We start from the raw sequence: 22,799 nt of genomic DNA, 5'->3' as shown, positions 1-22,799 counted from the left end.
TAATTCTAAAAAACAAGAAGCAAAAAGAGCCAATAGATAGATATAATCATAGTGAGAAGAGCGTGTATTTCAAAGAATATGACTTTCGGATTTAGTCGTGTGTCATGTTTTATGGTGTTTTATGTGTTACAATGTAAGCATCAATTTAAAAAGGATGTTCGCCATGTATATTCACATCACAGAACAGGCTAAAACATATATAGAAAAACAGCAAACAGGAAACGAAACTAAGGAATTACTGCTTCGCTACGATTCAGAAGGTTGTGGCTGTGCAGTGAGTGGCGTACCAATGCTTTGGTTAACAAGTGAAAGAACAGGTGAATGGGAACAACTTAAAAATAGCCAACATTTAAAACTATATATACACATTGCACAGAAGGTATTCTTTGATGAGGAAATGACCATCGATTTTAATGAAAAAGCCAATACATTGATGCTGAAAAGTCCTCAGCAAATACTCAGTCCAAGAATGGGCATACTTGTAAAGTAAGGTGGAAACGTAGTGGATCAGAAGCTTAGAGTGATACAAAACACGGCACAAAATAAAACATGGGTGTCGTTTTTAAATAACAATCATCCCTATACCCTTTTGCACTGGTCAATAGGTGGAATGGATTCGGTGAAAAAGGATGTTTGGCTTCTTCAGGATGAAGTCACATTTGAAACGGAAGAATTCCCAACGCTCGAATTAGCTGTCAATTGGATCAAAGAGAATATGGAACAGGTAACAGATGTATTATAAAAGCCCTTTTTGACAAAAGGGTTTTTTTCGTGCCTTCATCATCTCACCAAGCAGCTGGGAACGTCTAATCTGAAAAATGATCTTTTGCAACGCAAAAAAACTGTTTTATAACAACCAATTCGACAAAACGAGAAAAATAGACATGAAAAAATCGTGGATATAAATGCCGAAAAATAGGCAATGGAAGCGGTTATTGCGGGATACCGAAAACTTTGCGAAAAATGACATTTCATATTTCTTCCATTCGAGGAAATATGATAGAATACAACATGTATCGTATATGAGAAGGGAGGTGCTAAAGTGAATTGAAGCTCAAGCTGTCATCGCCTCAGGTTGGAATTAAAATAAACGAATGGTATAGGCAGATTTGCGGATTTCATGTCATGAAAGCAGAGAAGCTGAAGGCCGAGATCGAGCAGGAAATTCTGGAGATGGAGCAAGATCAAAACTTGTTGCTGTTTTACCAGCTGATGGATTTTCGCCATAAGGTGATGCTTGAATATTTTGAACCGGCAAAGAAAGCCTCAAATGATGAAGAAATTAAAAACCTGCTAGAAACGATCGAACATTCGCAAACGAAATTAACGGACATGCTTGAATACTATGTTCATTTTTTCACAGGAATGTTTGAGTTTGAACAGCAAAACTATTTAAGTGCCATTGCCTATTACCGTTCAGCAGAAAAAAAGCTCAATCTCATATCAGATGATATAGAAAGAGCAGAATTTTACTTTAAATTAGCTGAAATATACTACCACATGAAACAAACCCACTTTTCGATGCACTATGCCTTGCAAGCGTTAAATACGTACTCTGCCTACAGAACGTACACGCTGAGAATCATCCACTGTGAATTTGTCATCGGTGCAAACTATGATGATTTGAAATGCTATGAACATGCATTGCCCTACTTTAAAAATGCTCTAAATCGAGCACGATCGATTGGAAACCCTCGAGTCATAGGTTCGGCCCTTTTCAACTTAGGTAACTGTTATTACCAAATGAACGATCTTGCGGAAGCAAGCCGTTATCTGAAAGACTCTCTTGAAGTGTTTGAAAAGGAGAATTTAACCCATCTTAATCGCTCTCTAGACCCACTATTTATGCTCACCCAAATCCTGTTTAAACAAAAACAAATAGAAGAGTCGTTAACCCTCTATCAAAAAGGTATTATGAAAGCCTGTGAATTAGAAGATGAAATTTACATCTGCAAATTTCAGTTCTTAAAAGCATTATACGTTGATGCAGAAATAACGATCATAGACGATACATTAGACCTGCTCGAGGACAAGCGCTTATACCCAGACATTGAGGAATTGGCACTTGATGCGGCTCATTATTACAATGAGCTTGGACTGTATGAAGCATCGACACGGTTTTACGAACGGAAGATTCAAGCCATATCAAAAATTCAAAATGGGGGTCATTTATATGAAAACGAGTTTGATAGTTCTTTTATTGGCAGCAACTGCAGGATTATCGGTCATGAGTCAGCAGCAATCGGAAGAGAGTCATATGGAACTGGCGGGCAGACACCATACAACAGTAGTGACTATCGCATAAGTTAGCTCAAAAAGAGGAGACGAACCGCTGTTCATTCTCCTCTTTTATCTTCATTTGATTCAAATGGTTGAAGGAATACTTGAACTTCTTGTTCGTAAGCTTCTTTATTTTCACTAAAAGACATCGCGTGTGCCCCGTGCGGCGCTATAAATAGCTGTTTATCACCTTTTTTTCGAGCATATAGCTGCTGACTCTGCTCGCATGGAATATAGTCATCATGAAGACTATGGATAAAAAGCACAGGTTCTCTCACCTGATCGATCACATCAAGCGGTGACACTTGCCGAATGCTGTATCCATCCCGCCATTTTAACACTCGATCACTTAGTGGAAGAATCCATTGACCTGAAAGACGAAAATCTGTTTTTAATCGATAGAGAAGCTGATCCTCAAAAGAAGCAAAAGGACAGTCAGCTATGTAAAAATTGGCGCTTGCTTCCGGCTTTGCGGCATATAACAAAGTCGTGACTGCCCCCATAGATTCTCCATGTATACCGATAATGGCATTTTCCCCAAGTTTTTGTCTAAGCCACTTCACGACCTTCGCTAAATCTTCTTTTTCGTAGTATCCATAACTCGTGGTTTTCCCGCCACTCATTCCATGTCGTCTATGATCATAAAGCATCACATTCCATCCAAGCTTTTGGAATAATTTCATATACTTAACGGAATTTATTAAACTGACTGTGACGCCATGACAAAGTACAATGGTGCGTGTTGTATGAGAATGCGGATGCGGCACAAAATAGCCATGAAGCTCATAACCAAATGCTGAAGGAATACACACTTTCTCTTTGTTAAGCTGTTGAAACTCTTCATGATGATAATGCCCTTCATCTGATTCTCGTTTGATGAGCTCTTCATCTGTTAATTTTCGAATATACATCATTTTGTTGGTGAAAAAAATGCCGATTGCAACGAGCGGACATAATATGAAGGCAAGTATAGCGATCCATTTTTTCATCTAGCTGATTCTTCCTTTCCGAGGTTTTTCCTATGACGATCATACCACATGTTGGGAGATTGGCGTGACTCTTGCTCAGGAAATAAAACGGATGATACACTTAGAGGCAAAAGGAGAGAGGCACAATGAAAAAGAACAATGATCAAGCGAAATTAAAGGACGGCATAAACGAAAATCTCAAACAGCAGCTCCTTCAAATGAAGCAGAATCTGGCCGCCGAGACAGAAAAAAGAGAAGAACAAAAACGACAAGACCTCCTTCGGCAGCAGAAAGAAAAAGAAAAAAACAAAAGCTTCTCCGAGCTGCTAGATGAAAGTCATTTGGACTGGAGAAAATATAAAAGCTAAAAAAGGGAGCATTGATGCTTCCTTTTTTATGTCATCATTGAGGTTGATCAACACGCAAGTGCTTCCGGTTCCTTCGATTCCTCCTTCATTCAAATCCCTTTTTATAACAAATATAGTATTTAAGACCCTTTTGATAGAAGGTCGTACTACTTATAATGAAGGTGTATTACAATATTTGGGAACGGAGATGATTTACATGAAAATGAGAAAAACAATGGCTGGAGTCGCTTTATCTTTAGGATTGCTTTTACCTGTTTCGGGACAAGCTCTTGCTACAAATGAATTACCGAATGCGGATTTGCGTACAAAGGCTACTTCAATTGTAGATTGTTCTGTAACTCCTTTTAAAAACGCAAGTAATCGATTATGTATGTATTCGGATAATGGTTCTTTTGCAAATAGTTTCAGTCGTTTTGGTACGACATTTTATCTTAAAGGCAAATCTGGAAATTATGCATATTACGAAAGTGCAAGATAAGACAACGGGGCCTTTAGCCCCTCCTTGCTTTTGCCTGTCGAATATGAAAAAGAGATCACATCAGATGATCTCTTTTTATCTCATTTAAACCGGTGCGCCTCGTACACAGATGGTTTTGTATAGTAAGTCAATGCTTTTACTTCTTGGTCACTTAAAGAACGTGCATTGGCCGCTGCCGCATTTTCTTTTAATTGTTCCACCGAGCTTGCGCCAAATACAACGGAACTGATCGCAGAATGCTGAAGCAAATATTGAATGGAGAGCTCTGTGAGTGATAGGTCATAAGCGACTTTCTTTAAAGAAGGAATGATCTGCTGTAGCTCGTCAAATGAATATTGAAGATATCCGTTTTTTTGAATCGCTGCACTTGTTTGTGAAAGTGGTTTTTCGGTTAAAAGCCCTTTTGCTAAAGGTCCTCTTGCCACAACACTAATGCCTTGTTCTTCAAGAAGAGAGAACCATTCCTCTGGACGGCGGTCGAGTAAACTATATTGCATCATGACGCTGACGATGTTTGATTTTTTGGCGTATTCTTTAATGACGTTTGGACGGATAGAAGAGATGCCATAATAGCGAATAACGCCTTCTTCCACTAATTCTTCAAAAGCCTCAATCGTCTCATCGATAGGGTCATCGATCGTGCCTCCGTGCAGTTGGTATAAATCAATATAATCTGTTTGCAGCCGCTTGAGGCTTTGTTTTACGGCTTCTTTTATGTATGCCTTTGAAGGGTCCCAGTCCCAGCCAGATTTGCCTTTTTCAAAGCGGTTGCCGCCTTTTGTGGCCAAAATTAAATCTTGCCGCCTGTTTTTAATCGCTTCCCCGACAATTTCCTCATTTGTCCCAAAATCATATAAATCGGCTGTATCCAAATAATTAATTCCAAGATCAATGGCTTCATCTAATAAAGAGAGCGCTTTTCCTTTTTCTGTTCCTAGGGACATACATCCTAGAGCCGCTTCGCTCACCAAAAGATCCGTTGTACCAATTCGTCTTTTTTTCAATTCCATCACACTCCTATTCCTTCACATTAAGTGAAAAAAATCTGGAATTCAAGCTAGGTGACTTCAAGTGGCGCATTGAAGCAAGCGTCCGCATTTCGCTTCTCTTAAATCATCTATGTTAAAATGAATGAAGTAAAAAGTGAAAGTAGAACGAGGAGCTGACAAAATTGAAGGACTTTGAAGAAAAAACATTATCGACTAAAGAATTATACAACGGAAAAATCATTGATTTGGTTCTTGAAGATGTACAATTGCCAAATGGAAAACAAGGCAAACGCGAAATCATCAAACATCCTGGTGCAGTAGCCGTCATTGCTCGGACAGACGAAAATAAAATCATCTTGGTCAAGCAATACCGTAAAGCACTAGAGAGAGCCATCGTTGAAATTCCGGCTGGTAAATTAGAGCCAGGGGAAGAGCCGGCACATACAGCACTACGAGAATTAGAAGAAGAAACAGGATACACCACTCAGAAGCTTCAAAAGCTGACAGCCTTTTATACATCACCAGGTTTTGCAGATGAAATCGTCCACATGTATCTTGCAGATCAGCTAGTTCAGCTTGAAGAAAAAAGAGAGCTGGATGAAGATGAATTTGTTGAAGTGATGGAAGTTTCATTAGAAGAAGCCTTGCACCTCATTGAAAAGCAGCATATTTATGATGCAAAAACAGCCTATGCCATACAGTACTTACAACTGCAAGAGGTACTTAAGTCAACAAAATGAGGGAGTTTTTTGCAGACATCCATATTCATATCGGCAGAACAAGAACAGGCAGAGCTGTTAAAATTACAGGTGCAAGGTCACTGACAATTGACCAAATTTTCATTGAAGCAACGCAAAGTAAAGGGATGGGGATGATTGGTGTGATTGATGCACAATCTCCAGAAGTCCTAGAAGAATTAATAGAGGGTGTAGAAGAAGGCAAGTACACTGAACTAAGTGATGGCGGTCTATCATTTGAACAGACCGTGCTGCTTTTAGGATGTGAATTAGAAATTAACGATAACCATTCAAAAGGTCCAATTCACGTGCTTGCATTTATGCCCACACTGCGCAAAATGACTGAGTTCTCCGCATGGCTCGCGCTACATATGAAAAATGTGCATTTAAGTTCACAGCGCCTCTATGTGGATGGGAAAACACTTCAGCATAAGGTCAAGGAGCTAGGAGGCTTATTTATTCCTGCTCATATTTTCACGCCGCATAAAAGCTTATTTGGCAAAGGAGTCAGCACGTCTTTAACGGAAGTATTCGATCCGGACCTCATTGATGCTGTTGAACTAGGACTTAGCTGCGATACGTCAATGGCGTCCCAGTTAAGCGAACTGAACCGTTATCCATTTTTAACGAATTCAGACGCTCATTCTTTAGGGAAAATCGCGCGAGAATATACAAAAATCCGCATGGACCATGCCTCTTTTGCCGAATTCAAACTAGCCCTTGAAGGGAAAGAGGGGAGAGCCATCATAGGAAATTATGGGCTCGCCCCGCGTCTTGGGAAGTACTATCATACAACCTGCGAGAAGTGCGGAGTAAGACCTCACGCGCTAGATCAAGAAAAGTGCCACGCATGCGGACATACACGGATGACAAAAGGAGTGAGTGAGCGTTTAAAGGAGCTTGCCGACCAGGAAAGTGACAATGGAACAAGACCTCCTTATGTTCATCAGCTTCCGCTTCAATTTATTCCGGGTGTTGGAGCCAAAACGCTGGAGAAGCTAAAAGCCGTGTTTCACACAGAGATGAATATCCTTCATCAAGCTACAGAACAAGAACTAAAAGCTGTCCTGCCAGAAAAAACAGCCAATTACATCATCAAAGCAAGAAAAGGTGAAGTCGAACTGATCGCTGGCGGGGGCGGCGTGTACGGTAAGGTGGATATCAATCATGAATCAAGTTAACTGGACATGTGAAACGTTTGAAGAATTGACAAAAGAGGATCTTTACTTAATCTTAATGGAAAGAGTCAATGTATTTGTTGTTGAACAAACATGCCCTTACCCTGAAATTGATCACCGGGACCAAGAAGCGCTTCATCTGATGGCAAAAGAGAACGGCACGATTGTGGCTTATTGCCGAATTTTTCAAAGCGGAATCATGTACGAAGAGGCGTCCATTGGCCGCGTTCTTGTGACAGAGGCAGGTCGAAAAAAAGGCTATGGAAAAATGCTACTTAGCAAGGCTTTGGAAAAGCTGAGTGAATTAGGTGAAGCAAGTGTCAAAATTCAGGCGCAGGCCTACCTGAAGTCGTTTTACGAATCCTTTGGTTTTAAGGCCGTTTCAGATTGTTATGATGAAGATGGAATTCCCCATCTTGATATGGTGAAAACAGAAAGATAGGCGTGTATACGTCTATCTTTTTTATGTCACATCGTGTATCATAACGTCAACGAAAGGGGTTTTGCCAAATGGGAAAAAGCAATGCAAAGAAAAAACGAGAACATATTGAAAGGCAGCACAGCCGAAACCCGGAACTGTCGAGAGGAAACATGCCGCACTTTAGTACACATGAAAGAAAAACAAAAACAAAACAAGAAGCCTTGCAGCACATGATGAAAAAACATAAAAGAAGGAATGCTTATGATCACTATCAAGAGGATCATAAGCATTTTTATTTTGCTTTTTTGTGACAACCAATTCAAATAAATGGAAAAATTTTAAAAAATAGGACAAACGGTCGTTTCTTTTTGTCTAAAAATGTAGTTAAATGACAAAAAGATGAAAGGGAGAGTGAGTATTGTGAACATCAAGTCAATTGGAGCAGGGCTTTGTATGGCAAGTATGATGCTGGCATCGGTCACGTTCGGCGCCTCACATATTTCTGCAAAGGAGCAAGCGAAAAAAGAGTACATGATCGGCTTTTCTTCTTCCGTTCAAGATCATACACAAAAACAGCTTGTTGAAGAAGCTGGTGGACATGTAAAAGAATCCATAGAGCAGATAGATATGATGAAAGTTTCCTTGAATGAGGCATCGAAAAAGAAACTAAATCAGGCAAAAGAAGTGACCTTCATTGAGGAGGACCAAAAGGCAAAAACAAGCGGTCAAACGATCCCATATGGCATCAAAAGCATCAAAGCACAAAAGGTACATAAACGGGGATACGCTGGACAAAATGTAAAAGTAGCCGTTCTTGACAGCGGCATTGATGGCAAACATGAAGATCTACATGTCACCGGGGGAGTCAGCTTTGTTCCAACAGAGTCAGATCCGCTTGTTGACCCGCATGAACACGGGACGCATGTGGCGGGCACAATTGCAGCGTTAGATAATAAGGTAGGTGTCGTTGGTGTTGCGCCAAAAGCTTCAATCTATGCGGTCAAGGTGGCAGATGAAAATGGTGATGGCTACTATAGCTGGATCATTAAAGGAATTGAATGGGCCATTGAGAATGACATAGATGTCATCAATATTAGTATGGGAGGAGCAAGTGAATCTGAAGCGCTGAAAGAAGCGGTAGATCGAGCATATGACAAGGGTATTCTCATTGTGGCTTCTGCTGGGAATGAAGGAAGTTATGGCTCTCTCAACACGGTTGACTATCCAGCTAAATACAGCTCAGTGATAGCGGTTGCTTCTGTTGACCAAAGAAAACAAAGAGCTTTTGATTCATCTGTAGGCGAAGAAGTGGAAGTTTCAGCACCAGGCGTTTCAACGCTCAGTACCATTCCTCATAATGAATATGGCTACAAGAGCGGGACATCCATGGCATCACCGCATGTAGCAGGAGCTGCGGCTGTCATTCTATCAAAACATCCGAATCTGACAAACGATGAAGTGCGCGAGAGACTTTCAAAAACGGCTACACAGCTTGGAGATCCTTTTTACTATGGTGCCGGGCTTGTGAACGTACAAAAAGCGGCACGATAAATGAGAAGAGAGAGCAGTGTTTAGGCTGCTTTCTCTTTTTTCTTTCAATAAAACTGTCATGTTTCGTAATCTCTTTCATAGAATCTAGTAACCTTTACTATTTGGGAGGAAGACGCATGCGGAAAAAGTCTTGGAAGGAACATCTTCTTCAGCACGTAAAAGACCATCTATCGATTTATTTGTTTGTCTCTGTACTCTTTTTAATGGGCGTGATTTTTGGGGCCATCATCGTCAATAGTATGACAATTAGTCAGAAAGAGGATTTATTCTATTATTTAAATCAATTTTTTGGTCAGCTGACAAATGAGAAAGCAGCAGAGTCAAAAGAAATGTTTTTGCAAAGCTTTTTGCATCATATGAAATATTTAGGTCTTATGTGGATACTAGGGATATCTATCATTGGCCTGCCGCTCATCTTTCTCATGATCTTTTTAAAGGGAATTGTCGTTGGGTTTACAGTTGGTTTTCTAGTAAATCAAATGGGGCTGAGTGGTTTTTTCCTTTCGTTCGTATCGGTTCTTCCGCAAAACATATTACTTATTCCAGCCTATTTAGTGATTGGGACATGTGCGATTGCGTTTTCCATCCGTCTCATTGGGCAGCTGTTCATGAAAAAAACCATCAGTCAAGCACCTGTGCAGTGGTTCGCCCGGTATGCATCTGTTCTACTGATGATTTTAGCACTTGCTGCACTTTCGTCCTTTTTTGAATCGTACGTCTCCTTCATGCTCATGAAAAAGCTGGCAGGTGTTCTTTTCTTATGATTTTATAATTGTTATTAAATAATAATCAATTTATTTATCAATTTAAAATGATTATAGTTGGCTCCCAGCACATCATTTGATATAATGATCAAGTAATGTGGCGTAGGAGGGAAAGTCAATGGAAAATCGGATTGATCGAATTAAGAAACAGCTTCATTCTTCCAGCTATAAGCTCACGCCACAGCGTGAAGCAACAGTAAGAGTACTGCTTGAGAATGAAGAAGACCATTTAAGTGCAGAAGATGTATACCTCCTCGTAAAAGAGAAGTCTCCTGAAATTGGTCTTGCTACTGTTTATCGAACGTTAGAATTGCTAACTGAACTGAAAGTTGTTGATAAAATTAACTTTGGAGACGGCGTTTCGCGATATGATCTTCGCAAAGAAGGAGCCGCTCACTTCCATCATCATCTTGTCTGCATGGAATGCGGGACAGTCGATGAGATAGAAGATGATTTATTAGAAGATGTTGAAGAGATTATTGAACGTGACTGGAAATTTAAAATTAAGGATCATAGATTGACATTCCATGGTATTTGCCACCGGTGTCATGATGATGAATCCGGCAAATAATCCGAATTGGAACCTTTTCATTTAAGATGAAGAGGTTTTTTGCATTTTCGCTGTATATTCCTTGTCCCACCTGGCATATGCTGAAGTAATGAGAAGCTCGAGAAAGGACATGAGAATCATGCGAAAATGGCTCAAAACAACAGGTGAAGTGATGAAGGTATTTATCTTGTTCACTGGTTTTACCGTCCTGTTCTATTATGCTATGATATGGATAAATTCAGAATATGAAAGCTACCATCGTTATGATAAACCAGAGGGTGCAGCAATTAAAGTGATGGAAATGGATCAGCCGAATCAAGACAACTGGCAAGACCGATTGATTTATTTTTATCAAAACGGGGAGTAGAAATCATTGAACGATCAATTATCCGACTTTATTCATTTTATGACAGTAGAGAGAGGACTCTCTGAAAATACCATTGTTTCTTATAAACGAGATTTACAGAACTACTTGTCTTTTTTAATGACACATGAGCAGCTGACGGATATAAAAGATGTCACACGCCTGCATATCATTCATTATTTAAAAAAGCTAAAAGAGGAAGGGAAATCGAGCAAAACGTCAGTGCGGCATCTCTCCTCGATCCGGTCCTTCCACCAATTTCTGCTCCGGGAAAAAGTGACAACAGATGATCCGTCATGGAACATTGAAACGCAAAAAACAGAGCGGAAATTACCGAAAGTTCTCTCACTAGGGGAAGTTGAAAAGCTGCTTGATACACCAAATCAGCACACTCCATTTGACTACCGTGACAAAGCAATGCTCGAGCTCTTATATGCGACAGGCATTCGCGTCAGTGAAATGCTGGATCTGACCCTTGCCGATGTTCACCTCACAATGGGCTTTATCCGTTGTTTCGGTAAAGGAAGAAAAGAGCGGATTGTGCCAATTGGTGAAGCAGCTGCAAGTGCGATTGAAGAATATCTCGAAAAGGGAAGAAGCAAGCTGTTAAAAAAACAGCCGGCAGATGCCTTATTTCTCAATCATCACGGGAAAAAAATGTCGCGGCAAGGTTTCTGGAAGAATCTGAAAAAAAGAGCTCTCGAAGCAGGGATTCAAAAGGAACTCACACCCCATACACTCAGGCATTCATTTGCCACGCATCTGCTTGAAAACGGTGCAGACCTAAGAGCTGTGCAGGAGATGCTCGGACATGCCGATATCTCGACAACACAAATTTATACACATGTGACGAAAACAAGACTGAAAGATGTGTATCACAAATTCCATCCAAGGGCATAAGTAAAGCATGACACGGTGAACGTGTGTCATGCTTTTTCATGTTTGCACCGTTTATGGTTGTCAACCGGCTTGTAAACGGTTTATACTTGAGATGTCAGACCTCTCTTTTTGAAAGGTTAAAAGACAAGAATATTGAAGGAGGCGCTTTTTAATGCCTGATTATCAGTATAAACGCATTTTCCTCGTCGTAATGGATTCAGTAGGAATTGGGGAAGCACCTGATGCTGCTGAATTTAATGATGTAGGTGCAGATACACTAGGACATATTGCTGAAAAAATGAACGGGCTTCATATGCCAAATATGGCGAAGCTTGGGCTGAGTCATATTAAAGAAATCAAAGGAATTCCAGCGGATGAGAAACCACTTGCGTATTATGGAAAAATGCAAGAGGCATCAAATGGGAAAGATACAATGACTGGACACTGGGAAATCATGGGTCTTTACATAGACACACCGTTTAGAGTTTTTCCAGACGGATTCCCAGATGAACTACTAAATGAACTAAAAGAAAAAACAGGCAGAGGCATTATTGGAAATAAACCTGCGTCTGGTACTGAAATTTTAGACGAGCTTGGCGAAGAGCACATGAAAACAGGCGATCTAATCGTTTATACATCTGCGGATTCTGTGCTGCAAATTGCTGCGCACGAAGAAGTGGTGCCATTAGATGAACTTTATCGCATTTGTGAAATTGCACGTGAGCTCACATTAGATGAAAAATATATGGTTGGACGCATTATCGCTCGTCCATTTGTCGGGGAGCCTGGTGCGTTTGTCAGAACACCGAACCGTCATGACTATGCTTTAAAACCATTTGACCGAACAGTGATGAATGAGCTGAAAGATGATGGGCTTGATGTGATTGCGATTGGCAAAATCTCTGATATTTATGATGGAGAAGGAATCACCTCTTCTCTCAGAACAAAATCGAACATGGACGGAATGGACAAGCTGGTTGATACACTTAAAACAGACTTTACGGGACTCAGCTTTTTAAACCTTGTTGATTTTGACGCCCTTTACGGACATAGAAGAGATCCAGAGGGTTACGGAAAAGCACTAGAGGAATTTGACGCCCGTCTTCCTGAAGTGTTTGACCTGTTAAAAGAGGATGATCTTCTTGTCATTACAGCAGATCATGGAAATGACCCGGTTCATCACGGAACAGATCATACAAGAGAATACGTTCCGCTCATTGCTTACAGCAAAAAGCATCAAGGAGCAAATGAACTGCCAACTCCAAAAACCTTTGCTGATCTTGGAGCAACGGTCGCAGACAATTTCAAGACAACGATGCCAAAATACGGCACAAGCTTTTTATCTAAACTCAAATAGGGGGGGAAATCTCGTGGGAGCACAGTTTTCAGAAGCGGCGGCATACATTAAACAAGCATCGACATACGTACCAACAGTTGGATTGATCTTAGGTTCAGGGCTTGGCATTTTAGCAGATGAGATTGAAAATCCAATCAAATTGAAATATGAAGATATTCCTGGATTCCCTGTGTCAACAGTAGAGGGTCATGCAGGACAGCTCGTCATCGGGACGCTGAAAGGCACTGTCGTATGTGCGATGCAAGGACGTTTTCACTTCTATGAAGGATATGATATGAAGCAAGTGACGTTTCCAGTCCGTGTGATGAAAGAAATTGGCATTGAGACATGCATCGTGACAAATGCAGCCGGCGGTGTGAATACTTCATTCCATCCAGGCGATCTCATGCTGATTACAGATCATATCAATATGATGGGGACCAATCCATTAATTGGTCCAAATGACAGTCAAGGCGTTCGTTTCCCTGATATGTCTGCCCCATACGATAAAGATTTGCTGGCACTTGCAGAAGAAACAGCTCAGCGGTTAGGCATATCTGTACAGCAGGGTGTTTATGCAGGGATGACAGGTCCTTCATATGAAACACCGGCTGAAGTTCGTTTCCTTAGAACACTTGGCGCAGATGCTGTAGGCATGTCGACGGTCCCAGAGGTGATTGTTGCGCGTCATGCAGGAATCAAAGTGCTAGGTATTTCATGCATTTCTAATGCGGCATCAGGTATTTTAGATCAGCCGCTGTCTCATGATGAAGTCATTGAAGTAACCGAAAAAGTGAAAGCGAGTTTCCTTGATTTAGTAAAAGACATTGTCAAACAACTCTCATAGCATGTTTTAAGAAGCCTTCTGTTTATCGACAGAAGGCTTTTTTTATGGCAATCATACGATCTCTGAATAAAACAGCCTCGATGAGGAAAAAATAGAAAGGATTACGATAATGGAGGTCTGCCACTTGAAACGTCATATATGTGCATTGTTTATTTTAATGATCCTTATCTCAATGGTTTCACCATCAGCGATAGCAAAAGAAAAGATTGAAAAACCAGAAGAAAAACAAACATCAGAATTGGTGCACGAAGCCAAATCAGCCATCTTAATAGAACGTGACACGGGAAAAGTGCTTTACAACAAAAACAGCGATGAAAAGCTGGCACCCGCAAGTATGACCAAAATCATGACGATGCTTCTCATCATGGAAGCCATTGATCAAGGAAAGCTGAAAATGACTGACAAGGTAAGAACAAGCGACTATGCAGCTTCAATGGGAGGGTCACAAATCTTCCTTGAACCTGGAGAAGAAATGACCGTGAAAGAAATGCTGAAAGGCATTGCGATTGCGTCTGGAAATGATGCTTCAGTTGCCATGGCAGAGCATATTGCAGGATCTGAAGAACAGTTTGTGGAGCAAATGAACAAAAAGGCAAAAGAACTCGGCCTCACCTCTACGGTCTTTCAAAACCCAACAGGACTTCCTGAAAAAGACCATTACAGTTCAGCTCATGATATGGCAAAAATGGCAAAAGAGCTGTTGAAATATGAACAAATCACCAAATTTACAGGGGTCTACGAAGACTATCTCCGTCAAAACACCGATAAAAAATTCTGGCTGGTGAATACGAACCGATTGATTAAATTTTATCCAGGTGTCGATGGGTTGAAAACAGGTTTTACAGGCGAAGCCAAATACTGTTTGACCGCAACCGCTAAAAAAGGAAACATGCGCGTCATTGCAGTTGTCTTCGGCGCAAGTACACCGAAAGACAGAAACGCTCAAGTGGTCAAAATGTTAGACTATGCATTTAGTCAATACACCACACACCCACTTTACAAACGAGGACAAGATGTAGCTGAAATCAAGGTAAGCAAAGGGACAAAGAAAAAAATTCAGCTTGTCACCTCTGAACCAATCTCCCTTTTAACGAAAAAAGGCGAAAATGTGGATCAGATTAAAAAAGAAATCAAATTGTCTCAGGATGTTACGGCCCCATTCTCAAAAGGAACGGAACTTGGAACCATTGTCTTGAAAAAAGACGGAAAAGTGCTGCATGAAAGCCCTGTACAAGCCAAAGAAGGAATGGAAAAAGCGGGCGTTTGGACATTCTTCAAACGAGCGATGGCTGAATTTGTGAAATGGAAATAAAAAGGAGAAGGCTGCTGAAACAGGCAGTCTTTTTGCTATGAGGAAGAAGAAAAGAACATCTAAATGTGACGAATGGTCACTAGTTTTGTCATGGTGAAGGATTTACTTGATAAAAAAGAGAAACAATCTTTATCCGAAATTAGAGCAAGGAGGAATAAAAAGATGAGCCTTGATATTCATTTTCAAGTAAAAGAGAGCGTACTTTGCATTCGATTAACAGGAGAGCTCGATCATCACTCCGCAGAAACATTGAGACAAAAGGTGACGAATTATTTGGAAACAGAGGACATTCGCCACATCGTGCTCAATTTGGCTGATTTAACGTTTATGGACAGCTCAGGTCTCGGAGTGATTTTAGGAAGATATAAAGAAATTAAACAGCTTGGCGGAGAAATGGTCGTCTGTGCTATTTCGCCAGCAGTGAACCGGTTATTTGATATGTCTGGCTTATTTAAAATCATCCGTATGGAGCCTTCAGAGCAAACGGCATTGCAAACATTGGGGGTGGCATCATGAGGAATGAAATGAACCTGACCTTCTCTGCTTTAAGTCAAAATGAATCCTTTGCGAGGGTAACAGTCGCGGCGTTTATCGCCCAGCTTGATCCGACATTAGATGAATTAACAGAAATCAAAACCGTTGTGTCAGAGGCGGTGACAAACTCCATTATCCATGGCTATGATGGGAATCCAGATGGCAAGGTGCATATCGAAGTCACACTTGATGACCATGTTGTGTACCTCACCATCCGTGACGAAGGGATGGGCATTACAGATCTTGAGGAAGCAAGACAGCCGCTTTTCACGACAAAACCAGACTTAGAACGCTCTGGAATGGGCTTTACCATTATGGAGAATTTTATGGATGATGTCATGATAGACTCATCTCCAGAAATGGGCACAACCATCCGTTTAACAAAGCATCTATCAAAAAGCAAAGCGCTTTGTAATTAAAGGGGCTGCTCATATGGATGTGGAGGTAAAAAAGCAAGCAAAAAAAGCCCAGCTGTCAAATGATGAAGTCAAAGAGCTCATCAAAAAAAGCCAAGACGGTGATCAGCAAGCAAGAGACCTCCTCGTAGAAAAAAACATGCGTCTTGTTTGGTCCGTTGTTCAGCGCTTTTTAAATAGAGGATATGAACCAGATGATTTGTTTCAAATTGGCTGTATTGGGCTGCTAAAATCTGTTGATAAATTTGATTTGTCATATGATGTGAAGTTTTCGACCTATGCTGTCCCAATGATCATTGGTGAAATCCAGCGATTCATTCGAGATGATGGAACAGTCAAAGTCAGCAGGTCACTAAAGGAACTTGGTAATAAAATCCGGCGGGCAAGAGATGAATTGTCTAAGTCTCACGGAAGAATGCCGACCGTCCAGGAAATAGCCGAATATCTTGATATAACACCAGAGGATGTCGTCCTCGCCCAAGAAGCGGTCCGAACGCCGTCGTCGATTCATGAAACGGTGTATGAAAATGACGGGGACCCGATTACATTACTTGATCAAATTGCCGATCATTCAGAAGAAAGATGGTTTGATAAAATCGCGCTGAAAGAAGCGATCAAGGAATTAGAAGAACGAGAAAAACTCATTGTGTACTTAAGATATTATAAAGACCAAACACAATCTGAGGTAGCGGAGAGACTCGGCATTTCACAAGTACAAGTCTCGCGGCTCGAAAAGAAAATTTTAAAACAAATCCAAATGCAAATGGATCAAAAAGAGAGCTAGCCAATTCGGCTGGCTTTTTTCGTGTGGTAATTACCGGTAAATCAAGTTCTCTCGGTATGAGAACCATTTTTCACCACATACTATTTTTAACCCATCGTATAGGAAGTGACTTGGATGGACGGACAAATCTTTCTTCGGCTGCGCCATCGCATTAAGACCGGTAATGATCAGCTCATTTATTTAGAAGATATCGCCCAAATCACTGGTGATGAGTTTGCTGTACAAAAGCTTAGCAAGATGCCGATATATCATGTCAGTAAAAAGGATCGTCACATCGCCGTTCTTGATATCATGCATGTGGTCAAAACGATCAAAAAAACATGGCCAGACATCGACATTCAAACCGTCGGAGGCGCTGAAGCCATTGTTGAAATTGATACAGGCAAACGCCAGCTTTCTCCCGTTTTATTTGTGTTCGTGTGGCTCCTATTATTTGTCGGAGCGGCGCTTGCCATTATGAATTTCCACGAGGATGTCAGTATGCGGCTCGTTCATATCCGCCTATATGAAATGATCACAGGAAAAACGGTTGAGCATCCTTATTTATTGCAAATTCCATATAGCTTCGGACTAGGCTTTGGCATGATTTTATTTTTCAATCATGTATTTAAAAAGCGTTTAAATGAAGAACCAAGCCCGCTCGAAGTGGAGATGTTTAAATATCAGCTCGATCTCGATCATTATGTCGCCCTTAAAGAAAATAAAGAGACAATGAAAGATATCCATGATCGGTAAGTGGCTTTTTGTCGCGTTAGTTGGACTTGGCGGCGGTTTAACGGTAGGAGCAGGTTTTGTGGCATTTCTCACAGTGCTTGGCATCATCCCTCGTTTAATGCAATTAACGAAAACGCAGCGCTTCATACAAGGATACGAGGCAGCTGTCATCACCGGGGCGGTCGTTGGCGGCTGGGCAACCTTGAGCGAGGTGCATTTGCATTTATCCAAATGGCTGGCGCTCCCGATCGGTCTTTTAGCAGGCATTTTCGTCGGCATGCTTGCAGCTGCGCTGACTGAAGTATTAAATGTACTTCCTATATTAACGAAAAGAATTGGAATGGACGGGAAAATTGTTTTGCTTCTCATGGCCATTGTCTTAGGCAAAGTATTTGGTTCACTATTCCATTGGCTGATTTATATTTAAAAATTTGGAGGGAACAACCGTGTCGAGTTTAAAAGAGAACTATCCATCTAAGGTGAAAACGTATCAGCCTAAACCTCCTTATGTCCTCAACTGCATCAAGGCTTTTCTTGTTGGTGGATTGATCTGTGCCATAGGCGAGGGGCTGCAACATTTCTATATTCACTTTTTTGATTTTAATGAAAAAACAGCAGGGAACCCAACAGTGGCGACCCTCATTTTAATTTCTTCTATATTAACTGGTATCGGTATTTACGATAGAATCGGCCAGTTTGCCGGAGCGGGATCGGCTGTTCCGGTGACAGGATTTGCAAACAGTATGACAAGTGCTGCCCTTGAGCATAGAAGTGAAGGGCTTGTTTTAGGGGTTGCCACAAATATGTTTAAGCTCGCTGGGAACGTCATTGTATTTGGTGTCGTCTCGGCATATGTCGTAGGGATCATTCGATACGTCTTGGAAAAGATGTTTTCGTAGGAGGAATGAAACGTGAAACTAACAGGTAAACAATCTTGGGTTTTTGAGCATAAGCTTTACGTCAATGCAGAGGGAACAGCTGCAGGGCCGAAAGAAAAAGAAGGACCGATTGGTCATTTAATTGATAAAACGTATGACGAAATGCATTGTGATCAAAAGAACTGGGAAATGGCTGAAAGAAAACTGATGGAAGATGCGATATCCAGTGCTTTATCAAAAGCAAATTTGCAAAAAAGCGATATTGATCTATTGCTGGCAGGAGATTTACTTAATCAAAACGTCACAGCAAACTATGTGGCGAGAGAACTAAAAATCCCGTTTCTATGTTTGTTTGGGGCATGCTCAACCTCAATGGAATCGGTCGCCATTGCGTCAGCACTCATTGATGGCGGTTTTGCCAATAGAGCCATTGCAGCGACAAGCAGTCATAATGCAACGGCAGAACGCCAATTTCGTAATCCAACAGAATACGGCGGACAAAAGCCAGATACAGCCACAAGTACCGTCACTGGGAGCGGGGCCGTTATTATTAGCCAGGAGACCTCTCCAATTCAAATTACAAGCGCTACAGTAGGCAGGGTGATGGATCTTGGAATTACAGATCCATTTGACATGGGATCGGCCATGGCTCCGGCAGCGGCAGATACCATCAAGCAGCATTTAGAAGACCTCGGAAGAACGGTGGACGATTACGATCTGATTTTAACAGGTGATTTATCTGGTATTGGTTCACCAATCTTAAAGGATCTTCTGAAGGAAGAAGGCATTCAGCTTGGGAGAAAGCATGATGATTGCGGTTTAATCATCTATACACCCGATCAAAATGTATTCGCTGGTGGGAGCGGCTGTGCTTGTTCAGCTGTTGTGACATTTAGTCACATTTTTCAAGAAATGAAAGCAGGAAATCTGCAAAGAGTACTCGTTGTGGCAACCGGAGCGCTTCTAAGTCCAATGATGGTCCAGCAAAAAGAGACCATTCCAACCATTGCGCACGGTGTCGTATTTGAGCGTGCAGGAGGAGAGAGCTAATGGATTATCTTATCGCTTTTGTTGCAGGCGGACTTATTTGCGTCATTGGCCAGCTTTTACTAGACATACTCAAACTTACGCCTGCACATGTCATGACCACTTTTGTTGTGGCGGGCACCATCTTAGACGGATTCGGTATTTATGATAAATTTATTGAATTTGCGGGTGCGGGCGCAACCGTACCAATCGTCAGCTTTGGTCATAGCTTGCTTCATGGAGCGATGCATCAGGCAGATGTACACGGGTTCATCGGAATCGGGATCGGTATTTTTGAATTAACTTCTGCTGGAATTTCAGCTGCGATTCTATTCTCATTTATTATCGCTCTTATCTTTAAACCGAAAGGATAACCTAATATGGGGCAAAGACGAAAAGTCATTTTAGTGACAGACGGAGATATATATGCTGCCAAAACCATTGAGCTTGCTGCTAAAAATGTCGGTGGGCGATGTATTTCCAGCTCAAAAGGAAATCCAAGCAAACGAACAGGACCTGAACTTGTGCAGATGATTTTAAAAACGCCGAATGATCCAGTGTTTGTCATGTTTGATGATTCTGGCCTGACAGGTGAAGGAACAGGGGAGATAGCGATGAAGCATGTGGCGCGTCATCCTGAAATTGAAGTCATTGGGGCGATCGCCGTTGCATCCAAAACGCATCAAGCTGAATGGACAAAGGTTCATGTTTCCATTGACCGGGAGGGTGAACTGACAGAATACGGTGTCGACAAGCATGGTCTTCCCGAAATGGAGCCTCATAAAATGAGCGGAGATACCGTGTATTGTCTTGACTCGCTCGATCTGCCGTTTGTTGTTGGAATTGGAGATATTGGCAAAATGGGACGGAAAGATGATCTGAGCAAAGGATCTCCGATCACAATGAAAGCAGTTGAATTAATTTTAGAAAGGAGTGGTTTCCATGAAGAAAGACAAGGTAAACGTGTACCGAGATCCGAAGAAAAATGAAGATTACTTTAAAGAAAATGTCGGAATGGGTCTCAGCTTTGACCTTGGCGTGCGGAAAATTTATATACACGATCAGGAAATCCAACTTTACTATGTAAATGGACTGTGTGATACACAGTATGTCATCTACTTATTAAAAGAGCTAGTTGAAATCAATGACAACGAACCTGAATCAGATGACATGGCCCGTGTGATTGAGAATCGTCTTGTCAATCAGCAGGTCTCAAAGGTTGAAACACTTGATGAAGCGGTAGACCAAGTGCTGTCGGGCCTTGTGGCAGTTGTAGTTGAAGGTGAAAACTACGCATTTATCATTGATGTTAGAAGCTATCCTGGCAGAATGCCTGAGGAGCCGGATACAGAAAAGGTTGTCCGGGGAGCAAGGGACGGCTTTGTTGAAAACATTATTGTGAATACAGCGCTGATTCGAAGAAGAGTACGGGATGAAAAGCTGCGATACAAAATGCTCAAAGTAGGCGAACGTTCAAAAGCGGATGTCTGTGTTTGCTATATTGAAGATATTGCAGACCCGGATCTTGTAGATATTATAGAAAAAGAAGTATCAGGAATCAAAGTCGATGGGCTGACGATGTCTGATAAAACGATTGAAGAATTCATTATTAAACAAGGATACAATCCCTTTCCCCTTGTACGTTACACCGAGCGTCCAGATGTCGCTGCTAACCATATACTAGAAGGGCATGTCATCATTATTACGGATACATCTCCTAGTGTCATCATTACGCCAACCACCATTTTTCACCACGTTCAACATGCAGAAGAATACCGCCAAGCACCTGCAGTTGGTACGTTCCTAAGATGGGTACGCTTTTTAGGCATTTTATGTTCAACGTTTCTTTTACCAATTTGGTTTCTGTTTATCCTTGAACCAAGTCTTCTGCCAGATAATTTAAGCTATATTGGCTTTAACAAACCATCCCATATCCCAGTGATTTTACAAGTATTTCTAGCTGATTTTGGGGTAGAATTTTTAAGGATGGCTGCAATTCATACGCCAACTGCATTGTCGACCGCCATGGGGCTGATTGCGGCTGTTTTAATTGGGCAAATTGCCATTGATGTCGGTTTATTTACACCAGAGGTCATCTTATACGTCTCACTAGCGGCAATCGGTACATTTACAACCCCAAGCTATGAGCTGAGTGTCGCCAATAAGATTGTACGACTCATCATATTAGCGCTCGTGGCGATCTTTAAGCTGAATGGACTCATCATTGGTTTTACGTTGTTACTCATCTACTTAACATCCATTCGTTCATTGCAGACGCCTTATATGTGGCCATTTCTTCCTTTTAACGGGAAGGCTTTGTGGCAAGTGCTGATTCGGACGTCTGTTCCTGGCTCAAAAGTAAGGCCAAGCATTGTTCACCCTCAAAACAGATCAAAAATTCCGCCAAATTCTTAACGCTCATTGAAAGTGGCTGAAGATTGTGATATTGTATTTTTAACTTTGAGAAACGGCAAAAAGGCAGCTCACGCAGCTGTCTTTTTTCAGCCGAGGCGGAGAAAGAGGGAATGACATTGTATTTACACGGCACTTGCAGACAAAATGAACTCGGTCATTTAGAAATTGGTGGTGTTGATGCCGTTTCTTTAGCTGAAACGTATGGGACACCACTTTATGTATATGATGTGGCTTTAATACGGGAGCGTGCAAAAAGCTTTCAAAAAGCATTTATAGAAGAAGAGTTAAAAGCGCAGGTAGCATATGCGAGTAAAGCATTTTCCTCCATCGCGATGTTTCAGCTTGCCAAGGAAGAAGGATTATCTCTTGATGTCGTATCAGGCGGGGAGCTTCACACAGCCATTTGCGCTGGGTTTCCGGTAGAAAAAATTCATTTCCATGGCAACAATAAAAGTAGAGATGAATTAAAAATGGCGTTAGAGCACGAGATCGGCTGTATCGTTGTAGATAATTTCTACGAAATGAAGCTCATTGAAGAGCTTGGTCAAGAGCTGTCAAAACAGGTGAAAGTGCTGCTCCGTATCACACCAGGTGTCGAAGCGCATACGCATGATTACATTACAACAGGCCAAGAGGATTCCAAATTTGGCTTTGACCTTCACAATGGACAAGCAGATGAAGCGGTGAAACAAGTGCTTGGATCAGAAGTGATCGAACTGTTAGGCGTTCATTGCCATATCGGATCACAAATATTTGATACAGCTGGTTTTGTCCTTGCAGCAGACAAGATCTTTTTGAAGCTGGATGAATGGAGAGAATCATTTGGTTTTATTTCGACCGTGTTAAACTTAGGCGGCGGCTTTGGCATCCGTTATACAGAAGAAGATGAACCACTTCCTGCGACAGAATACGTCGAGAAAATTATCCAAGCTGTAAAAGAGAACGTGACACGCTATGAGTTTGATATACCGGAGATTTGGATTGAGCCAGGCCGCTCTCTTGTTGGTGAC

Annotated in this window: 30 protein-coding genes; 28 read left to right on the top strand and 2 right to left on the bottom strand. The window is 41.4% G+C overall.

Annotated elements, in window-relative coordinates; genetic code table 11:
- The first annotated feature begins 163 nt into the window (after nt 1–163).
- The 3 genes from MHH40_RS18115 to MHH40_RS18105 all read left to right on the top strand — a co-directional run bounded on the left by MHH40_RS18115 (nt 164) and on the right by MHH40_RS18105 (nt 2,310).
- On the top strand, nt 164–490 hold the full coding sequence (locus MHH40_RS18115; protein WP_003215572.1) for an iron-sulfur cluster biosynthesis family protein: 327 nt from the start codon (nt 164–166) through the stop codon (nt 488–490).
- Nucleotides 491–502: 12 nt separating this feature from the next.
- A complete protein-coding gene (locus MHH40_RS18110; RefSeq protein WP_003215790.1) occupies nt 503–742 on the top strand; it encodes a YqkC family protein in 240 nt (79 codons plus the stop codon).
- A gap of 305 nt (nt 743–1,047) precedes the next feature.
- On the top strand, nt 1,048–2,310 hold the full coding sequence (locus tag MHH40_RS18105) for a response regulator aspartate phosphatase (protein WP_003215654.1): 1,263 nt from the start codon (nt 1,048–1,050) through the stop codon (nt 2,308–2,310).
- A 26-nt stretch (nt 2,311–2,336) separates the two neighbouring features.
- Here the strand turns inward: MHH40_RS18105 and MHH40_RS18100 are convergent, their stop codons facing one another.
- Nucleotides 2,337–3,269, bottom strand: a complete 933-nt coding sequence (locus MHH40_RS18100; protein ID WP_050943813.1) for an alpha/beta hydrolase — start codon at nt 3,267–3,269, stop codon at nt 2,337–2,339.
- Nucleotides 3,270–3,394: 125 nt separating this feature from the next.
- On the opposite strand from MHH40_RS18100, the gene MHH40_RS18095 reads away from it, so the two are divergent.
- Entirely contained in the window at nt 3,395–3,616 is a 222-nt protein-coding gene (locus tag MHH40_RS18095; protein ID WP_003215614.1) for a YqkE family protein, read from the top strand.
- A complete protein-coding gene (locus MHH40_RS18090; RefSeq protein ID WP_233421703.1) occupies nt 3,579–4,094 on the top strand; it encodes an antimicrobial peptide LCI in 516 nt (171 codons plus the stop codon). The genes MHH40_RS18095 and MHH40_RS18090 overlap by 38 nt, the downstream gene beginning before the upstream one ends.
- A gap of 80 nt (nt 4,095–4,174) precedes the next feature.
- Here MHH40_RS18090 and MHH40_RS18085 read toward each other — a convergent pair whose 3' ends face one another.
- Nucleotides 4,175–5,098 carry an aldo/keto reductase gene (locus MHH40_RS18085; protein ID WP_050943975.1) on the bottom strand — a complete coding sequence of 308 codons (924 nt, stop codon included), beginning with the start codon at nt 5,096–5,098 and terminating at the stop codon, nt 4,175–4,177.
- 167 nt (nt 5,099–5,265) lie between these two features.
- Here MHH40_RS18085 and MHH40_RS18080 point away from each other — a divergent pair, with 167 nt between their 5' ends.
- From MHH40_RS18080 to lysA, 23 genes are all read left to right on the top strand, one after another.
- Nucleotides 5,266–5,823 (top strand): NUDIX hydrolase, encoded by a 558-nt coding sequence (locus MHH40_RS18080; protein ID WP_003215785.1) that lies wholly within the window; start codon nt 5,266–5,268, stop codon nt 5,821–5,823.
- A complete protein-coding gene (locus MHH40_RS18075) occupies nt 5,820–7,001 on the top strand; it encodes a TIGR00375 family protein (RefSeq protein ID WP_050943814.1) in 1,182 nt (393 codons plus the stop codon). Before MHH40_RS18080 ends, MHH40_RS18075 begins: the two co-directional genes overlap by 4 nt.
- The gene (locus MHH40_RS18070) at nt 6,988–7,440 is read left to right on the top strand and encodes a GNAT family N-acetyltransferase (protein ID WP_340901443.1); all 453 of its coding nucleotides are present in this window, start codon (nt 6,988–6,990) and stop codon (nt 7,438–7,440) included. Before MHH40_RS18075 ends, MHH40_RS18070 begins: the two co-directional genes overlap by 14 nt.
- A gap of 68 nt (nt 7,441–7,508) precedes the next feature.
- Nucleotides 7,509–7,730 carry a hypothetical protein gene (locus MHH40_RS18065; RefSeq protein ID WP_003215884.1) on the top strand — a complete coding sequence of 74 codons (222 nt, stop codon included), beginning with the start codon at nt 7,509–7,511 and terminating at the stop codon, nt 7,728–7,730.
- Nucleotides 7,731–7,839: 109 nt separating this feature from the next.
- Nucleotides 7,840–8,970 (top strand): S8 family peptidase, encoded by a 1,131-nt coding sequence (locus MHH40_RS18060; RefSeq protein WP_080984737.1) that lies wholly within the window; start codon nt 7,840–7,842, stop codon nt 8,968–8,970.
- A gap of 116 nt (nt 8,971–9,086) precedes the next feature.
- Nucleotides 9,087–9,734, top strand: a complete 648-nt coding sequence (gene spoIIM, locus MHH40_RS18055) for a stage II sporulation protein M (RefSeq protein ID WP_050943815.1) — start codon at nt 9,087–9,089, stop codon at nt 9,732–9,734.
- Nucleotides 9,735–9,852: 118 nt separating this feature from the next.
- On the top strand, nt 9,853–10,305 hold the full coding sequence (gene fur / locus MHH40_RS18050) for a ferric iron uptake transcriptional regulator (RefSeq protein ID WP_003215577.1): 453 nt from the start codon (nt 9,853–9,855) through the stop codon (nt 10,303–10,305).
- A 118-nt stretch (nt 10,306–10,423) separates the two neighbouring features.
- Nucleotides 10,424–10,651, top strand: coding sequence for a YqzK family protein (locus MHH40_RS18045; protein WP_003215798.1), 228 nt, complete (start codon nt 10,424–10,426; stop codon nt 10,649–10,651).
- A gap of 6 nt (nt 10,652–10,657) precedes the next feature.
- Nucleotides 10,658–11,548, top strand: a complete 891-nt coding sequence (gene xerD, locus MHH40_RS18040) for a site-specific tyrosine recombinase XerD (RefSeq protein WP_003215982.1) — start codon at nt 10,658–10,660, stop codon at nt 11,546–11,548.
- 151 nt (nt 11,549–11,699) lie between these two features.
- The gene (gene deoB, locus MHH40_RS18035) at nt 11,700–12,884 is read left to right on the top strand and encodes a phosphopentomutase (RefSeq protein WP_003215717.1); all 1,185 of its coding nucleotides are present in this window, start codon (nt 11,700–11,702) and stop codon (nt 12,882–12,884) included.
- A 13-nt stretch (nt 12,885–12,897) separates the two neighbouring features.
- Entirely contained in the window at nt 12,898–13,710 is an 813-nt protein-coding gene (locus MHH40_RS18030) for a purine-nucleoside phosphorylase (protein WP_050943816.1), read from the top strand.
- A gap of 157 nt (nt 13,711–13,867) precedes the next feature.
- A complete protein-coding gene (locus MHH40_RS18025; protein ID WP_371475137.1) occupies nt 13,868–15,022 on the top strand; it encodes a D-alanyl-D-alanine carboxypeptidase family protein in 1,155 nt (384 codons plus the stop codon).
- A 162-nt stretch (nt 15,023–15,184) separates the two neighbouring features.
- Nucleotides 15,185–15,538 carry an anti-sigma F factor antagonist gene (gene spoIIAA / locus MHH40_RS18020; RefSeq protein ID WP_044141066.1) on the top strand — a complete coding sequence of 118 codons (354 nt, stop codon included), beginning with the start codon at nt 15,185–15,187 and terminating at the stop codon, nt 15,536–15,538.
- On the top strand, nt 15,535–15,975 hold the full coding sequence (gene spoIIAB, locus MHH40_RS18015) for an anti-sigma F factor (protein WP_012010447.1): 441 nt from the start codon (nt 15,535–15,537) through the stop codon (nt 15,973–15,975). Before spoIIAA ends, spoIIAB begins: the two co-directional genes overlap by 4 nt.
- A 13-nt stretch (nt 15,976–15,988) precedes the next feature.
- Entirely contained in the window at nt 15,989–16,756 is a 768-nt protein-coding gene (sigF, locus tag MHH40_RS18010) for an RNA polymerase sporulation sigma factor SigF (RefSeq protein ID WP_003215778.1), read from the top strand.
- Nucleotides 16,757–16,870: 114 nt separating this feature from the next.
- Nucleotides 16,871–17,491, top strand: coding sequence for a stage V sporulation protein AA (locus tag MHH40_RS18005; RefSeq protein WP_034661143.1), 621 nt, complete (start codon nt 16,871–16,873; stop codon nt 17,489–17,491).
- Nucleotides 17,481–17,897 carry a stage V sporulation protein AB gene (locus tag MHH40_RS18000; RefSeq protein WP_044141069.1) on the top strand — a complete coding sequence of 139 codons (417 nt, stop codon included), beginning with the start codon at nt 17,481–17,483 and terminating at the stop codon, nt 17,895–17,897. The genes MHH40_RS18005 and MHH40_RS18000 overlap by 11 nt, the downstream gene beginning before the upstream one ends.
- Nucleotides 17,898–17,916: 19 nt before the next feature.
- A complete protein-coding gene (gene spoVAC, locus MHH40_RS17995) occupies nt 17,917–18,369 on the top strand; it encodes a stage V sporulation protein AC (RefSeq protein ID WP_003215687.1) in 453 nt (150 codons plus the stop codon).
- A gap of 12 nt (nt 18,370–18,381) precedes the next feature.
- On the top strand, nt 18,382–19,398 hold the full coding sequence (gene spoVAD / locus MHH40_RS17990) for a stage V sporulation protein AD (RefSeq protein WP_003215736.1): 1,017 nt from the start codon (nt 18,382–18,384) through the stop codon (nt 19,396–19,398).
- Nucleotides 19,398–19,748 (top strand): stage V sporulation protein AE, encoded by a 351-nt coding sequence (gene spoVAE, locus MHH40_RS17985; protein ID WP_003215479.1) that lies wholly within the window; start codon nt 19,398–19,400, stop codon nt 19,746–19,748. The genes spoVAD and spoVAE overlap by 1 nt, the downstream gene beginning before the upstream one ends.
- A 6-nt stretch (nt 19,749–19,754) precedes the next feature.
- Complete coding sequence (locus tag MHH40_RS17980) at nt 19,755–20,363, top strand: stage V sporulation protein AE (RefSeq protein ID WP_003216039.1); 609 nt, start codon at nt 19,755–19,757, stop codon at nt 20,361–20,363.
- The gene (locus MHH40_RS17975) at nt 20,317–21,789 is read left to right on the top strand and encodes a spore germination protein (protein WP_050943818.1); all 1,473 of its coding nucleotides are present in this window, start codon (nt 20,317–20,319) and stop codon (nt 21,787–21,789) included. The genes MHH40_RS17980 and MHH40_RS17975 overlap by 47 nt, the downstream gene beginning before the upstream one ends.
- A gap of 116 nt (nt 21,790–21,905) precedes the next feature.
- Nucleotides 21,906–22,799 (top strand): diaminopimelate decarboxylase (gene lysA / locus MHH40_RS17970; RefSeq protein WP_340901456.1); only part of this gene is annotated, 894 nt, incomplete at its 3' end.

The sequence above is a fragment of the Bacillus sp. FSL K6-2431 genome (genome assembly GCF_038005165.1).
GTDB classification, from domain to species: domain Bacteria; phylum Bacillota; class Bacilli; order Bacillales; family Bacillaceae; genus Bacillus; species Bacillus pumilus.
This window is presented reverse-complemented; position numbering and strand designations above follow the sequence as displayed.

What these genes read in the sequence shown, in the direction of transcription:
- sigF (WP_003215778.1), top strand. Translation starts at nt 15,989, where the DNA reads ATGGATGTGGAGGTAAAAAAGCAAGCAAAAAAAGCCCAGCTGTCAAAT.
- MHH40_RS18005 (WP_034661143.1), top strand. Translation starts at nt 16,871, where the DNA reads ATGGACGGACAAATCTTTCTTCGGCTGCGCCATCGCATTAAGACCGGT.
- MHH40_RS17980 (WP_003216039.1), top strand. Translation starts at nt 19,755, where the DNA reads ATGGGGCAAAGACGAAAAGTCATTTTAGTGACAGACGGAGATATATAT.
- MHH40_RS18075 (WP_050943814.1), top strand. Translation starts at nt 5,820, where the DNA reads ATGAGGGAGTTTTTTGCAGACATCCATATTCATATCGGCAGAACAAGA.
- fur (WP_003215577.1), top strand. Translation starts at nt 9,853, where the DNA reads ATGGAAAATCGGATTGATCGAATTAAGAAACAGCTTCATTCTTCCAGC.
- MHH40_RS17975 (WP_050943818.1), top strand. Translation starts at nt 20,317, where the DNA reads ATGAAGAAAGACAAGGTAAACGTGTACCGAGATCCGAAGAAAAATGAA.
- MHH40_RS18000 (WP_044141069.1), top strand. Translation starts at nt 17,481, where the DNA reads ATGATCGGTAAGTGGCTTTTTGTCGCGTTAGTTGGACTTGGCGGCGGT.
- spoIIAA (WP_044141066.1), top strand. Translation starts at nt 15,185, where the DNA reads ATGAGCCTTGATATTCATTTTCAAGTAAAAGAGAGCGTACTTTGCATT.
- spoIIM (WP_050943815.1), top strand. Translation starts at nt 9,087, where the DNA reads ATGCGGAAAAAGTCTTGGAAGGAACATCTTCTTCAGCACGTAAAAGAC.
- MHH40_RS18045 (WP_003215798.1), top strand. Translation starts at nt 10,424, where the DNA reads ATGCGAAAATGGCTCAAAACAACAGGTGAAGTGATGAAGGTATTTATC.
- MHH40_RS18065 (WP_003215884.1), top strand. Translation starts at nt 7,509, where the DNA reads ATGGGAAAAAGCAATGCAAAGAAAAAACGAGAACATATTGAAAGGCAG.
- spoVAE (WP_003215479.1), top strand. Translation starts at nt 19,398, where the DNA reads ATGGATTATCTTATCGCTTTTGTTGCAGGCGGACTTATTTGCGTCATT.
- spoIIAB (WP_012010447.1), top strand. Translation starts at nt 15,535, where the DNA reads ATGAGGAATGAAATGAACCTGACCTTCTCTGCTTTAAGTCAAAATGAA.
- MHH40_RS18095 (WP_003215614.1), top strand. Translation starts at nt 3,395, where the DNA reads ATGAAAAAGAACAATGATCAAGCGAAATTAAAGGACGGCATAAACGAA.
- MHH40_RS18070 (WP_340901443.1), top strand. Translation starts at nt 6,988, where the DNA reads ATGAATCAAGTTAACTGGACATGTGAAACGTTTGAAGAATTGACAAAA.
- MHH40_RS18025 (WP_371475137.1), top strand. Translation starts at nt 13,868, where the DNA reads ATGATCCTTATCTCAATGGTTTCACCATCAGCGATAGCAAAAGAAAAG.
- deoB (WP_003215717.1), top strand. Translation starts at nt 11,700, where the DNA reads ATGCCTGATTATCAGTATAAACGCATTTTCCTCGTCGTAATGGATTCA.
- MHH40_RS18100 (WP_050943813.1), bottom strand. Translation starts at nt 3,269, where the DNA reads ATGAAAAAATGGATCGCTATACTTGCCTTCATATTATGTCCGCTCGTT.
- MHH40_RS18115 (WP_003215572.1), top strand. Translation starts at nt 164, where the DNA reads ATGTATATTCACATCACAGAACAGGCTAAAACATATATAGAAAAACAG.
- MHH40_RS18090 (WP_233421703.1), top strand. Translation starts at nt 3,579, where the DNA reads ATGAAAGTCATTTGGACTGGAGAAAATATAAAAGCTAAAAAAGGGAGC.